Here is a 14438-nt window from a genome sequence, read left to right on the forward strand (position 1 = left end):
CCGCACATTGAAGACGGTGGCGACCGCGACCCGCTACCGTGACCCCACCAACGAGAACGTGTTCTAGAAATGGGGAGCCATGGCTGCGAGCAGGGAGCGGATCCGCGAGGTCGTCGACCGCTACATCGAGCTGGTGGGGTCCGGCACCGCCGACGAGATCGTCGCGCTGTACGCCGAGGACGCGATCGTCGAGGACCCGGTCGGCTCCGAGCCCCGGGCGGGACACGCCGCCATCCGCGAGCTCTACGCCACCCTCGAGGGCCTCGACCAGCGCACCCGGCTGCTCGCGGTGCGGATCGCCGGCAGCGAGGCGGCGTTCCACTTCGAGGTCGCCACGCTCGCCGACGGCGTCACCTACACGCTCGCCCCCGTCGACGTGATGGCGTTCGACGACGACGGGCGGATCACCAGCATGCGCGCCTACTGGGGCGAGGAGGACATGACGATCGGCTAGCGGCGGGCGCGGCCGGCCGGGGCGTTGGCGGAGACGCAGGCGGGGTCCTTCTGGCCCGGCGTGCGCGGCACGGAGAGGTCGCCGACGTAGGTCTCCTGCCCGGTCGCGAGGGCGAACCCGCTGAACTCGGCGGCGTCGAACTGGCAGTAGCCCTCGCCGCGCATGTAGCCGGCACTGTCGATCCCCGGGTTGACCGCGATCGTGAGGCCCGACTGGGTCGCCAGCTGGCCGGTGATGGTGAAGGTCCCGTCCGCGCCGCTGTAGGCGGAGGCGATCTCGTCGCCGGCCTCGTTGTAGAGGACGATCTGCGCGCCGCGCGCCCCCGTGTACGGCGGATCCAGGGTGATGTCGGGCGCCCCGCGGTCGACCAGGTTGCCGGTGATCCAGCCGCCGCGCTTGGTGATGTCGAACTTGCCGAACGCCATCTGGCCCGGCCGGACGTCAGCCCGTGCGACCGCACCGGTCCGCGCGAACCACACGCCGACGCCGTCGAACTTCAGCGTGTAGCCGCCCGGGTAGAGGCCCTTGAAGACGGCGGTGCCGTCGCGCGCGGTGGCGGTCCACCACTGCCCGGTGGCGTCGCTGGTGATCGTGACCGGGGTCGTCGCCCGCAGCCGGCCGTCGGGGGTGAACAGGTAGACGGTCATGCTGCCGGCCCGCTTGGTGAGCGTGATCGGCAGGTTCTTCGCCTGGCCGGGCTTCACCGCGCCGGCCCAGTTGCTCTTGCCGACCCAGGCCTTGTGCTTGTCGTAGGTGAACACGGAGTACTGACCCTGGGGCAGTCCGCCGATCGCGAACTGGCCCTTGCTGTTCGCGGTGGTAGCGAAGGACTGCTCGCCCTTGTTCGCCGCGACCAGCCGGGCGCCACCGAGCGGCTTGCCGCCGGCCTTCGCCGTACCCGTGATCGCGGCGCCCTTGCGCATGATCACGGTCTTGGTCGTGAAGTCGTTGGCGCGCACGGTCACCTGGACGTCGGTGGGGGCGTACTTCGTGATGTCGTACGCCGGCCGCTGGTCGACGAACTGCAGGTGGTAGGTGCCCGGGGCCAGCCACAGGGAGTAGCCGTCGACCTTCCCGATGCCGCGCTGGCCGACGTAGGTCCAGTCGGCGTCGAACCACAGCATCTTCAGCGCCGGCTGGTCGTGCTGCGGGAACTTGATCGCCCCGTGCACCAGGCCCTTGTCGTCGGCGGCCTGCGCGGGCACCGGCGCCGTCGCGACGAGCGCGGCGAGCAGGGCCACCACGAGCGCCAGCAGCGCCGCGCGCCGGGGTCGAGAAGGAGGAAGCATGACGACCACCCTAGGCGCGCCCGCTTGAGCCCCGCTCAAGCGAAGATCAGGCTTTGCTCAAGATGCGCTGCGGCTGGTCCGCTGCTCGCGGCCGGGGGTCATCGCCCACCGGATCGTGCCGGTGGCGAGGCCGCCGAGCGCACGCACGACGGTCCGCTCCGACACCGGCAGCCAGGGCAGCCGCAACGGCCGGCGGGTCCAGCGCGGCATCAGCGCGATCGCCGCGGCCACGAGCACGCCGTACGGCGCCCGCGCGGCCAGCGGCAGCGGCGGCCTGAGCAACAGGTACGACACGGCCTCGCGGGCCTCGGGCGTCGCGCGCAGCTCGGGGCGGTACGCCGCCAGCGCCGCGGCCAGCTCGGCCTCCGTGGTCGGTGGGTCGACGACGCCGAGCCGCCGGGCGATCTCGCCGGCCTGCGCGACGTAGAGGTCACGGTCGGGGCCGACCAGTGGCTCCTTGCCGTAGACGTCGTGGGCCCGCAGGAAGCTGTCGACCTCGGCCACGTGCACCCAGCCGAGCAGGTGCGGATCGGAGGCGGCGTACGCCGTGCCGTCGGCCAGCGTGCCGACGACCCGCTCGTGGATCGCGCGCACCGCGTCGACCGCGCGCTGGGCGTCCTCGGCGTGGCCGAAGGTCGTCACCGCCAGGAACCGGCTGGTGCGGGCGAGCCGCCCCCACATGTCGCCCCGATAGCCCGAGTGCTCCGCGACGCCGCGCATCGCCGCGGGGTGCAGCGTCTGCAGCAGCAGGGCCCGGATGCCGCCGACGAACATCGACGCGTCCCCGTGGACCCGCGCGATCGGACTGTCCGCCTCGAACCACCGCGGCCCCGGTCGCCCGTGGATGCGCTCGGCGTGCTTCGCGCCGTCCGGCCCCGCGACGCGCAGGAACAGCTGCTGCCCCAACCTCTCGCGCACCCCCGCCATAGGCCGAGACTACGGAGCGACACCAACCGAGTCAGCGGCCTCAGACCCGCGCGCCCACCTGTGCCACACCGCGGATCGACCCACCGGAGGACCGATCCCGCGGCCCGCGCGGCGGCGAAGCCGACGCGCGAGACGCGGACTCGCGAGACGCGGTCAGGCGTCCCAGGTGCGCAGCCAGATGCTGTGCGAGGCCTCGGCGAGCTTGGCGAGCGAGTCCTGCGGCAGCGGGTCGAGGGTGTCGGTGACGACGTACCCCTGCTGGCCGCGGGTGGAGAGGTACTGGCCGGTGACGTTGGCGTTGGCGTCGGCGAGCAGGTCGTTGACGCTGGCGAGCACGCCGGGCACGTTGTCGTGCAGGAACCCGATGCGGTGGCCGGCCTCGAGCTCGGGGGCCTGCACGGTCGGCAGGTTCACCGACAGCTCGGTGCGGCCCTGGCGGGCGAACGTCGCGAGCTTGGCGGAGACGAAGTAGCCGATCTCCTCCTGCGCCTCCTGGGTCGAGCCGCCGACGTGCGGGGTGAGGATCACGTTGTCGAGACCGCGCAGCACGGACTCGAACGACTCGCCCTGCGCCTTCGGCTCGACCGGGAACACGTCGATGGCGGCACCGGCGATGTGGCCCGACAGGATGTGCTCGCGCAGGGCGACGTCATCGACGACCATGCCGCGCGAGGCGTTGATGAACAGGCTGCGCGGCTTCATCTTCGCCAGCTCCTCGGCGCCGAACATGCCGGCGTTGCCGGGACGTCCGTCGACGTGGAGGCTGACCACGTCGGCCTCGGCGAGCAGCTCGTCGAGGCTGCGCATCCGCTGCGCGTTGCCGTGCGCCAGCCGGTCGGCGGTGTCGAAGAAGATCACCCGCATGCCGAACGCCTCGGCCACGTTGCCGAGCTGGGTGCCGATGTTGCCGTAGCCGACGATGCCGAGCGTCCGGCCGCGCACCTCGTGGCTGCCGAGCGCGGACTTGTCCCAGATGCCCTCGTGCATCCGCTGGGTCTTCTCCGTCAGGCGGCGCCCGAGCGCGATGATCTCGCCGATCACGAGCTCCACGACGCTGCGCGTGTTGGAGTACGGCGCGTTGAACACGGCCACGCCGCTCCGGCTGGCCGCGGCCAGGTCGACCTGGTTGGTGCCGATGCAGAAGCAGCCGACCGCGATGAGGTCGGTCGCCGCCTCGAGCACGCGGGCGGTGAGGTGGGTGTTGGAGCGGATGCCGAGGATCGACACGCCGGGCAGCACCGCGATCAGCTCGTCCTCGGAGAGGGAGCCGGAGCGGAGCTCGACGTCGAAGCCGCGGCCCTCGAGGATCTCGACGGCGGCCGGGTGGATGTTCTCGAGCAGCAGCACCTTCACGATGGACCAGCCTAGGTCTGCCACCGCACCCGGGCCGAAACGGCGCCGCAGCGTGGGACGGCGCTGCCCCCGCCGGCCAGCGGTGTTAGGGAACCATCCAGTGCGGGTGGGTGCGGTCGCCGCGGCACACGTAGCGCCGGCCCTGGGCGTCCCAGCCGCTGTGCCCGTAGGAGGACTGGGGGCAGAACTCCCCGCCTCGGATGCAGGACCCGCTGGACGTGTGCGTGCACGGGTGGGTCATCTGAGCGGCCGCGACCGGTACGGCGTGCGCCGTGGTGGGGACGGCGACCAACCCGGCCCAGGCGATCACGAGGGCGGCGAAGAAGCTGCGAATGGCCATGCGGGGACGGTAGATATCCCTCACCCGGGCGGTCCGGCGAACACGGCGATCCGAGGGTGCCGGACCAGACCGCTGCCCGGGTGTCCTCCGGAGCGTCGCCCCGGTCACATGTCGGCGCCGCGGACCGGGTTTTGCCCCGGCGAGCCCTCGGCAACGGCATAGTGGCCAGGCATGGGACCTCGCCGGCGGATCGCCGCTGCAGCTCTGGCGGCGCTCGCCGCCACCACCCTCACCGCCGCCGCTCTGAACGGGGGAGCGGTCGCCGCGTCCCCGGGGACATCCCCGAGTGACAGCGGCTCGATCGGTGCCACCGAGGTCGGCACCTGGCAGGTGCAGGACCTCGGCCAGGGCCGGTACGTCGTGTCCTGGCGCTCGCCGAGCCGGTTCCCCCTCACCTCGGACCGCCCCACGATCGTCGGCCCGGCCGACGCCCTGATCGGGACCCCGGAGCTCGACGCCGACGGCCGCACGGTCCGCGCGGTCGTCACCGCCACCAGTCGCCCCGACACCGCGGCGTACGACGTGCTGCTCTCCGGCGACCGGCTCGACACGCGCGGCGACGACCGCTACCGCGCCGCGACCACGCCCGGCAAGAGCCTCGACCTGCCCGGCACCACGACGCTGGCGGTCGACCCCGCGACCCCGGGCCCGTACCCCGTGTCGACCAGTGACTACGAGCTCGACCCGGTGAAGCTGCCCGGCATGCCGGTCCCGATCGAGATGGTCGGCCATGTGGTGGAGCCGGCCGCGGACGCGGCGACCGGTCCGCGCCCGCTGGTGCTGTTCCTGCACGGCCGGCACAGCGTGTGCTATGACCCGAAGGACCCCGAGGCGTACGGCGACTGGCCCTGCCAGGCCCCGTTGCAGGACATCCCCAGCCAGCTCGGTTACGACTACATCCAGCAGGTGCTGGCCTCCCAGGGCTACGCGACCGTCTCGATCCGCGTCAACGGCATCAACGGCCAGGACTGGCGGCTGCCCGACGGCGGCGCGGACGCGCGCGCCGAGATCGTCGAGCACCACCTCGACCACTGGGCCGACATCGCCGCGGCCCACCAGGTCGACCTCGACCGGGTCGTGCTCGTCGGGCACAGCCGCGGCGGTGAGGGGGTCAACCGGGCCTCGGTCCAGATCCCGCTCAGCGCGCCCTACCGCATCGTCGGTCAGGTGCTGATCGCCCCGACCGACTTCGGTGCTCAGACCGCGCCGTACGTCCCGACGGTCACGCTGCTGCCGTTCTGCGACGGTGACGTCAGCGACCTGCAGGGCCAGAAGTTCACCGACACCGCCCGTGACCTGACCACCGGCGACACCTCGCTGAAGAGCTCGGTGCTGGTGATGGGCGCCAACCACAACTACTTCAACACCGAGTGGACGCCCGGCCTCGCGCAGGCGCCCGCCTGGGACGACTGGGGCGGCGAGCGCAAGGGGGCGTGCGGCACCCGCAACCCCGACCGGCTCACGCCGCGCGAGCAGCAGGCGGTCGGCACGGCGTACGTCGCCGGTGCCGTGCACCTGTTCGCGGGCGGCGAGCAGGACCTGCTGCCGCTGTTCGACGGCTCGCGCGCGCGGGTCGCCTCGACCGGTGACGCCCAGGTCCTCAGCCACGCGATCGGCGGCGGCCGCGACGAGCGGGCGCCCGGCGTCGACGTGACCCGCGCGCTGCCCGACGGCGCCCGGACCCGGCTGTGCCAGGGCACGAGCTCGTTCAACCGGGTCTCGTCCTGCACGCAGGGCATGGACTACGCCGGGGTCCGCCCGCACTGGCCCGAGGAGTACGAGCACGTCCCGGCCCGCACGTTCTTCGAGATGTCGTGGACCGCGGCCGGCCAGTCCGGAGGGCTGCTGCTCGACGACCCGCTCGACCTGAGCACCGGACGCCTCGAGCTGCGCACGATCGTCGACCCGGCCTTCAGCGCCGCCGACCTGCGGGTGCGCATCACCGATGCCGCCGGCGCCTCGGCCGTGCTCGACTCGACGTACGGCGCGTTGCCGGCGATCACCGCCAGTGTCGATACCCAGAAGTACTGGGCGCAGACGCTTGCCGTGGACCCGTCCACCGCCACCGGGGTGGACCTCACCAAGATCGTCCGGGTCGACCTGGTCAGCGCCAGCGCGAAGGGCCGTGTCTGGGTCGCCGACCTGGCCTCCGCCCCGGCCACGCTCGCCGCGGTGCCGGACCTGCGGCTGCCGACGGTCGACCTGGGCACGCTGCGGATCCCCGAGGGGAACCGCCGGGGCCCGGCGACGGCGTACCTGCCGTTCCACATCGTCGGTGACCTCACGCGGCCGGCCCGGATCGTGGTGATGACGGCCGGGCAGGAGCGCGGCAGCGTGCAGCGCTTCCAGCTCGACCTCGCCCCGGGGCAGAAGACCGGTGAGGTGCCGATCAGCTACACCCCCGACCGGGTCGACGACCCGGACGCGTCGATCACGACCGTGACGACCTGGGCCACGCGCAACGTGATGACCGACAGCTACCTCGGCCGCCTGATCGTGCTCGACGACGACCCGACGCCCCGCACGACCGTCTCGACGGTCTCGAAGACCGTCCAGGAGGGCGAGTCCGCGGTGTGGCGCATCACGCTCGACAAGGGCGTCGACTACGAGCAGTACGTCAACGGCCGGGTCGTGCGTGGCGCCCCCTCGCCGGTCACTGGCGGCGACGTCACCAGCTCGTGGCTCGAGCGGTACGTCGGGGCGGACGCCGACGTCAGCAAGCCGCTCTGGTCGCTGCGACCGATGGTGTTCGAGCGGATGCGGGCGGGCGCGCGCAGCGTCGACATCACGATCCCGATCCGCCGCGACGCCGAGGCCGAGGGACGCGAGTCCCTGACCCTGCGGCTCAAGATCGGCAAGCGCGTCTACACGCGGACCGTGTTCGTCGCGCCGTCGGACTGACGGCGGGGAGGTTTCCCCGGCCGGCCGGGGAGACCATCACTTGTGGGCCGGAACTTCAGCCCACAAGTGATGGTTCTGCCCACCAGGCCGGGCAGTGCCTCAGATCTGCGGGACGCCCGCCAGCGCCGCGGTGAGGTCCTCGTCGGAGAGCGGGTCGTCCTCGAGGCGTCCGGCGAGGAAGCTCTCGTAGGCACCGAGCTCCAGCAGGCCGTGGCCGGAGAGCCCGACGACGATCACCGGCTCGGCGCCGGACTCGGTGGCGGCGACCGCCTCGCGGCGGGCCTGGGCGAGCGCGTGCGACGACTCCGGCGCCGCGACGATGCCCTGGGTGCGTGCGAACTCCAGTGCTGCCTCGAAGCACTCGCTCTGGTGCAGGGCGGTCGCCTCGATCAACCCCTCGTGCACCGCGTGGGAGACCAGCGGCGCCATGCCGTGGTAGCGCAGCCCGCCCGCGTGGATCGGTGAGGGCACGAAGTCGTGGCCGAGCGTGTACATCTTCATCAACGGCGTGAGCCCGGCGGTGTCGCCGAAGTCGTAGCGGTACTCGCCACGGGTGAGCGTGGGGCACGACGTGGGCTCGACGGCGAGGATGCGCGGGCTCTGGGCGCCGGCGAGCTTCTCGCGGAGGAACGGGAACGCGAGGCCCGCGAAGTTGGAGCCGCCGCCCGCGCAGCCGATCACGACGTCCGCGCCGGACTCGCCGGCCTTGCCCAGCTGGCGCAGCGTCTCCTCGCCGATCACGGTCTGGTGCAGCAGCACGTGGTTGAGCACCGAGCCGAGGGCGTACTTCGTGGTCTCGTCCTGGGCGGCCACCTCGACCGCCTCCGAGATCGCGATGCCCAGCGATCCGGGGTGGCCCTCGGCGTACGCCTTGCCGGACTCGGTGAGCTGGCTCGGTGAGCGGTGCACGGTGCCGCCGAAGACCTCGATCAGGGTGCGGCGCTGGGGCTTGGAGTCGTACGACGCGCCCACCTGCCAGACCTCGCACTCGATGTCGAACAGCGAGCACGCGTAGGCCAGCGCGGTGCCCCACTGGCCGGCGCCGGTCTCGGTCGTCAGCCGGCGTACGCCGTGCAGGGAGTTGTAGTAGACCTGCGGCACCGAGGTGTTGGTCTTGTGCGACCCGGCCGGCGAGACGCCCTCGTACTTGAAGTAGATCCGGGCCGTGGTGCCGAGCTTCTGCTCCCAGCGGCGGGCGCGGTAGAGCGGGCTCGGACGGTACTGGCGGTAGACCGCACGCACCGGCTCGGGGATCTCGACGTACCGCTCGGTGCTGACCTCCTGCAGGATCAGCTCCATCGGGAACAGCGCCGCGAGGTCGTCGGGGCCCACGGGCTGGTGGGTGCCCGGGTGCAGCGGCGGGGGAGGCGGGGTGGGGAGATCCGCCACGACGTTGTACCAGTGGGTGACCTGCTCGGACTCGTCCAGCGTGAACATGACCTGGTCGTCGCTCATGGCCGCAGCGTAGCGATGCCGAAACCCCGTGGGCACCGAGCGTCTCACCGGCCTAGCCTGCTTTGGATGACCCCGTCCGTCGGCGACTTCCTGGCCCTGGCGCGCAGCTCTCCCTGGCGCTGGAGGTCGCTGCACCTCGTGCACCGCTCGGGGAGCCTGCACGGGTCGTACGGCGAGCACGTCGAGGCCTGGCTGGTCCGACCCGACGGCATCCGGCTCGTTGCCGCCGACGGCCGTCCCGTGCCGCTGAACCTGGACACCCAGCGCCCCGACGGCCGCCCGACCGGCTCCTGGCAGCCGCCGGAGCCGGCGTACCGCCCCGACGGGCTGGTGGCGTCGCGGCCCCCGGATGTCGAGGACGACGGGCTGTTCTGGGAGAACTACTCCTGGGTCGCGATGCTCGACCCGGTCGAGCTGAGCCACGACGTCGACGTCCGCGACCTGCGGGTTGACGAGCGCGGCGGCCGCCCGACCTGGGAGGCGTGGGTCGACCCGCTGGCGGGCTACGAGCCGCGGTGCGGGTGCTGCTCGCTGCTCTCCTCGGCGGCGGTGGACCGCGAGGAGTGGGGCGAGAGGTTCGCTGGTGGGCGGTACCCCGACCACCACGAGGTGGCGCTCGACGTGCAGACCGGTGTGGTCGTGCGTTGTGTCCCTGTCGGTGGCGACCTGGGGCGCACCGGGTTCGAGAACGACCTCCTTCAGGTCGACGACGACCTCGACGCCTGACCTGAACGCCGTACTCCGAGGACTGGTCGGGCAATCCCTGCACTTCTGGGGTGAAGTTTCGGCCGAACAGTGATGGTTTCCCCGGGTACCCGGGGAAGCCGACGCCGCGCCGACCCCCTACGCCGGCAGGTCCTCCGCGTCCACGATCCGGTAGGCGTAGCCCTGCTCGGCGAGGAAGCGCTGCCGGTTCTGGGCGAACTCGGCGTCGACGGTGTCGCGCGAGACGATCGTGTAGAAGTGCGCGGTGCGGCCCTCGGTCTTGGGGCGCAGCAGCCGGCCGAGGCGCTGGGCCTCCTCCTGGCGGGAGCCGAACGAGCCCGACACCTGGATCGCCACCTCGGCCGAGGGCAGGTCGATGGAGAAGTTCGCGACCTTCGACACCACCAGCAGCCCGACCTCGCCGGACCGGAAGGCGTCGAAGAGCCGCTGCCGCTCCTTGACCGGGGTCTCGCCCTTGATGACCGGCGCATCCAGGGCGGCGGCGAGCTCGTCGAGCTGGTCGATGTACTGGCCGATCACCAGCGTCGGTTGGCCGGGGTGCGACTCGACCAGCGACCGCACGACGTCGACCTTGTGGTGCGTGCACGACGCGAGCCGGTAGCGCTCCTCGGGCTCGGCGGTCGCGTAGACCAGCCGCTCCGAGGACGGCAGCGTCACCCGCACCTCCACGCAGTCGGCCGGGGCGATCCAGCCCTGCGCCTCGATGTCTTTCCAGGGCGCGTCGTACCTCTTGGGCCCGATCAGCGAGAACACGTCGCCCTCGCGGCCGTCCTCGCGCACCAGCGTCGCGGTGAGGCCGAGACGGCGCCGCGCCTGCAGGTTGGCGGTCATCCGGAAGATCGGGGCCGGCAGCAGGTGCACCTCGTCGTAGACGATCAGCCCCCAGTCGCGCGCGTCGAGCAGCTCGAGGTGGGGGTAGACGCCCTTCCGCTTGGTCGTCATCACCTGGTACGTCGCGATGGTGACCGGCCGGACCTCCTTGACCGACCCGGAGTACTCCCCGATCTCGTCCTCGGTCAGAGAGGTACGCCGAATCAGCTCGTCCTTCCACTGCCGCGCGGACACGGTGTTGGTGACGAGGATCAGCGTGGTCGCCTGGGCGTGGGCCATCGCGGCCGCGCCGACCAGGGTCTTGCCGGCACCACAGGGCAGCACGACCACACCGGACCCGCCGTGCCAGAACGACTCGGCCGCCTCGCGCTGGTAGGCGCGCAGTTGCCACGCGGTCTCGTCGAGCGCGATCGCATGCGCCTCGCCGTCGACGTACCCGGCGAAGTCCTCCGCCGGCCACCCGAGCTTGAGCAGCGCCTGCTTGAGGTTGCCGCGCTCGGAGGCGTGCACGGCGACGGTGTCGTCGTCGATGCGGGTCCCCAGCATCCCGGCGATCTTCTTGGCGCGCAGCACCTCCTCGAGCACCGGGCGGTCGTTGCTCACGAGCACCAGGCCGTGGATCGGGTTCTTCTCCAGCCGGAGCCGGCCGTAGCGGGCCATCGTCTCGGCCACGTCGACCAGCAGCGCGTGCGGTACGGCGTAGCGGCTGTACTCCAGCAGGGTGTCGACGACCTGCTCGGCGTCGTGGCCGGCCGCGCGGGCGTTCCACAGGCCGAGCGGGGTGAGCCGGTAGGTGTGGACGTGCTCGGGCGAGCGCTCCAGCTCCGCGAACGGCGCGATCGCCTTGCGGCAGTCGGCGGCGCGCTCGTGGTCGACCTCGAGCAGCAGCGTCTTGTCCGACTGGACGATCAGGGGGCCGTCATTCACTTCATGATCCTAGGGGGTGGTGGGCGGTCGGCCAGTTTCGTCGGCCGGCCGACGAAACTCGGCCCTGGACGACGCAACTGCGTCGTCCCAGCACGAGTTCTGTCGGTCGGTCGACGAAACTCGCGGCGAGCCGAGGAGCCGATCACGCAGACGCGACGGCCTTCTGCCGGGCCCGGAAGGCGGCGACGTTGGCGCGCGAGGAGCAGCGCTCGGAGCAGTAGCGGCGCGACTGGTTGGGGGAGGTGTCGACGAACACGTCGCTGCAGCGCGGCGCGGCGCACTCCCCGAGCCGGTTGGGGCCGAGGTCGCAGACCAGCGTGGACAGGCCGAGCAGGGACTCGCCGACCAGCAGCTCCGCGACGCTGGCGTTCTCGGTCGCCACGTGCAGGTGGAGGTCGCCGCCGTGTGCGGAGATCCGCGGGGTGACGGGGTGCCGGGCCATCAGGTCGTTGAGCCGCTCGACCACCGCGTCGGTGTCCTCGGTCGTGCCGGCCTCGAAGACCGGCCGCAGCTCGCGCTGGAACTTGCGCAGCAGCATGCAGTCGCGGTCGGTGGCCTCCTCGGCGAGCCGGTCGCGACCGTGCAGGTACGCCACCAGGTCGTCGACATCGGCCATGTCGGCGTTCAGGAGGGCCGCGGCGGCCTCGGCGTACCGGATGAAGTCCACGATTCAATCTTACGGATCCGGCGTGACCGGGAGGACGGTCGTGATGCGATGCACAGCAAAGGTTCTGACGTCGTCGGAGCGGTGGTCGTACGCCGTGAGCGATCCACCCTCGACCCGCACCGGGTCGACGAGGCGCTCCGAGCGGGTGCCCTGGTTGTCGAGGTAGCCGATGAGCACGGTGTCGCCGGCCTCGGCCGCCTCGCGCAGCGCGGCCATCGACCCGCTCGGGGTCAGCACCGTGGCCGGCCCCTCGGACCGCGTCGACTCGGCCCGGTCGCCGGCCCGGATCGCGGTGACGGCGTGCGCCGCGTGCGCGGTCTCCCGGGCCGTCCGCGCCGCCCGCACCCGGTGCTCGCGGGGCGTGCGGGCGCGCAACAGGTCGGGCCGTGCGACGTGCACGGTCCCGTCGGCGGCCTCGACCACCGGGGCCGCCCCGAGCTCGCGCAGCCGCGGGAGCAGCACGTCGAGAGGGGTCGAGCTGATCAGCACGGTCGGGGCGAGCCGCCGCAGCCCCAGCGTCGAGGCCCGCGGGTGGTGCAGCAGCTCGGTCAGCGCCGCCTCGTCGTCCGCGCGCAGGAACGCCTCGGCATGTCCCACCCGGATGCTCCCGAAGGTGCGGGCCGTGTCGTCGACCAGATAGGTCAGCGGCTGGGGGACCGGCGTGCGCGAGACCCCGGCCACGAAGTCGTGCACCTCGGCCGCGCTCCAGCCGGTGTCGAGGGCGCGGCGTACGGACGCGGGCGTGAAGCGGTAGACGGTGGCTCCGCCCCGCGACTCGACATCGGCCACCAGCTGCAGCCGCCGCGCGAGCTGCGACTCCAGCGGTCCGGGCGCCACGGCGGTCAGGTCCGCCTGGAGCAGCACGTGGTCGACCGGGTCGGGCAGCAGCCCGGCCAACATCGCGAGCCCGGCCGCCTCGTCGCCGGCGAGCAGCTGACGTGCGTACGTCGCCAGCCCACCGAGCGCAGCGAGCCCGAGCGCGGTGGCCTCGTCGACCGCCCAGGCGACCTGGTCGGCACGGGTGCGCGGGCGGCGCGGCCGCCGCCAGGTGATCCGGTTGACCAGCGACGGGACGCCGGTCCCGGTGGCGAGCACCTCGCCCTCGGGCAGCTCGGCGAGGGCGTCGAGCGCCATCCGTCGACTCTCGACCTGGTGGACCCCGGCGAGCTCGGGCGCGAGCGCGTTCCAGGTCTTGCCCGCGGGGTCGCGCGACCCCACCAGCCCGGGCAGCCGCGGGCTGTCGAGCCAGGCGCGCACGAGTGCGGCCCACCGGTCCACGACCGGCTGGGCGGTCCACTGGTCGAACGCGTCGGTGGGGATCCAGGCCGGGTTGCCGTCGGGGTCCGCGGCGGTGGCGAGCAGCCCGGCCGCGGCCGCCACCTCCACCAGGAGAGCGGCGGTCGGCTCGTCCACGTGCAGCTGGGCGGCGGTCGCCCGCAGGTCGCGTACGGCGAGGCCGCCGCTGCGCAGCGCGCTCGGCGGGGTGAGACCCCACTGGTCCAGCAGCAGCTCCACCCGCCGCACCGCCTCGAAGGCCGCACCCGCGGCCGCCCGGTCGACGATCGTCGCGGCGCGCGCCGAGGTGGCCAGGGCCGGCTCCTCGTCGACCGGCTCGGTCGTGGTGCGGCCGCCGCGCAGCGCGATGCCTACCTCGCCGGGCAGCACGACCACGCCCCCAGAGCGCGGCACCAGCAGCCGGCGGGCGAGCAGCTCCTCGGCGGGGGTCTCGGCGTCCTCGGGGAGCACCGTGTGCCGCGCCGTCCCCGTGGTCGCCTCGCCGCCCGAGGCCAGCACGTGCTCGAGGAGCGCCCGCGCGGCCGGGGAGAGCTCCTCCAGGCGCCGGCGTACGTCCTCGGGCGCCGGCGGCTCCTCCGACACGGGCCGCAGCCCGCTGACCACCGTCGCGCCGCCGCCCTGGGTCAGGGCCTCGGCCACCGCGGTCAGGGCGCGTACGCCGGGAGGTGCCTCCCACACGAGCGCGAGGTCGAGGAGCCGGCCAAGTGCGGCCTCGACGGACTCGGGTGCCGCTCGCACGACCGAGGCCACGCCGGCGTCAGTGGTCTGGCCGACGACCACCAGGGCGTCGAGGACGCTCAGCTCGGCCGTCGTCAGCTGGTCGAGAGCGCGCAGCAGCGAGGACCGGGTGGCGGCCCGCGACGCCAGCTGGGCGGAGTCGTGGGGTGCCGGCGTGGCGAGGTCGGGGCGCGCCACCAGCAGCCGGGACAGCCGGTCGTCCGGCCAGCTGCGCAGCTGGTCGGCGAGCGTGCGGAACCCGGTCGTGGACATCTCTGCAACGCTACCGGGCGCTCAGCCTGGATCCACCGACTTCCGCCTGCTGCGCGCCACCATCTGGGCACGCTGGCTGCGTTGCCGACGCTCAACAGACCCCGGTATGCCTTCGCGCCGGACGCCTTGCCAGCCCACCCATCTGGTGACGCTCGCGACGCCGCAAGTCGGTGGAACCAGGCTCAGCCTGGATCCACCGACTTCCGCCTGCTGCGCGCCACCATCTGGGCACGCTGGCTGCGTTGCCGACGCTCAACAGACCCCGGTATGCCTTCGCGCCGG

The 14438-nt window shown here is 72.8% G+C and carries 11 protein-coding genes; 3 read left to right on the top strand and 8 right to left on the bottom strand.

The features are described from left to right. Positions 1-79: 79 nt before the first annotated feature. Complete coding sequence (locus AC3ANS_RS02890; protein WP_488294667.1) at positions 80-454, top strand: nuclear transport factor 2 family protein; 375 nt, start codon at positions 80-82, stop codon at positions 452-454. Here AC3ANS_RS02890 and AC3ANS_RS02895 read toward each other — a convergent pair. The 4 genes from AC3ANS_RS02895 to AC3ANS_RS02910 form a co-directional block, all read right to left on the bottom strand. Further along, positions 451-1743, bottom strand: a complete 1293-nt coding sequence (locus tag AC3ANS_RS02895) for an MSCRAMM family protein (protein WP_488294668.1) — start codon at positions 1741-1743, stop codon at positions 451-453. The two genes, AC3ANS_RS02890 and AC3ANS_RS02895, sit on opposite strands and share 4 nt — an antisense overlap. 57 nt (positions 1744-1800) lie before the next feature. Then, positions 1801-2670 carry an oxygenase MpaB family protein gene (locus AC3ANS_RS02900; protein ID WP_488294669.1) on the bottom strand — a complete coding sequence of 290 codons (870 nt, stop codon included), beginning with the start codon at positions 2668-2670 and terminating at the stop codon, positions 1801-1803. Positions 2671-2823: 153 nt separating this feature from the next. Next, entirely contained in the window at positions 2824-4023 is a 1200-nt protein-coding gene (serA, locus tag AC3ANS_RS02905) for a phosphoglycerate dehydrogenase (protein WP_488294670.1), read from the bottom strand. A gap of 85 nt (positions 4024-4108) precedes the next feature. Continuing rightward, positions 4109-4363 carry a hypothetical protein gene (locus tag AC3ANS_RS02910; protein ID WP_488294671.1) on the bottom strand — a complete coding sequence of 85 codons (255 nt, stop codon included), beginning with the start codon at positions 4361-4363 and terminating at the stop codon, positions 4109-4111. A 171-nt stretch (positions 4364-4534) separates the two neighbouring features. Between AC3ANS_RS02910 and AC3ANS_RS02915 the strand changes: the two genes are divergently transcribed. Then, on the top strand, positions 4535-7264 hold the full coding sequence (locus AC3ANS_RS02915; RefSeq protein WP_488294672.1) for an alpha/beta hydrolase: 2730 nt from the start codon (positions 4535-4537) through the stop codon (positions 7262-7264). Positions 7265-7363: 99 nt separating this feature from the next. Here AC3ANS_RS02915 and AC3ANS_RS02920 read toward each other — a convergent pair whose 3' ends face one another. After that, positions 7364-8719 (bottom strand): TrpB-like pyridoxal phosphate-dependent enzyme, encoded by a 1356-nt coding sequence (locus AC3ANS_RS02920; protein WP_488294673.1) that lies wholly within the window; start codon positions 8717-8719, stop codon positions 7364-7366. A 66-nt stretch (positions 8720-8785) separates the two neighbouring features. Between AC3ANS_RS02920 and AC3ANS_RS02925 the strand changes: the two genes are divergently transcribed. Further along, entirely contained in the window at positions 8786-9445 is a 660-nt protein-coding gene (locus tag AC3ANS_RS02925; protein ID WP_488294674.1) for a hypothetical protein, read from the top strand. A 117-nt stretch (positions 9446-9562) separates the two neighbouring features. On the opposite strand, the gene AC3ANS_RS02930 is transcribed toward AC3ANS_RS02925, so the two are convergent. From AC3ANS_RS02930 to AC3ANS_RS02940, 3 genes are all read right to left on the bottom strand, one after another. Further along, on the bottom strand, positions 9563-11203 hold the full coding sequence (locus AC3ANS_RS02930) for a DNA repair helicase XPB (protein ID WP_488294675.1): 1641 nt from the start codon (positions 11201-11203) through the stop codon (positions 9563-9565). A gap of 142 nt (positions 11204-11345) precedes the next feature. Continuing rightward, positions 11346-11870, bottom strand: a complete 525-nt coding sequence (locus AC3ANS_RS02935; RefSeq protein ID WP_488294676.1) for a CGNR zinc finger domain-containing protein — start codon at positions 11868-11870, stop codon at positions 11346-11348. Positions 11871-11879: 9 nt separating this feature from the next. After that, entirely contained in the window at positions 11880-14156 is a 2277-nt protein-coding gene (locus AC3ANS_RS02940; RefSeq protein ID WP_488294677.1) for a helicase-associated domain-containing protein, read from the bottom strand. Between the last annotated feature and the right edge of the window lie 282 nt (positions 14157-14438).

The sequence above is a fragment of the Nocardia sp. 149-1B genome (genome assembly GCF_057747975.1).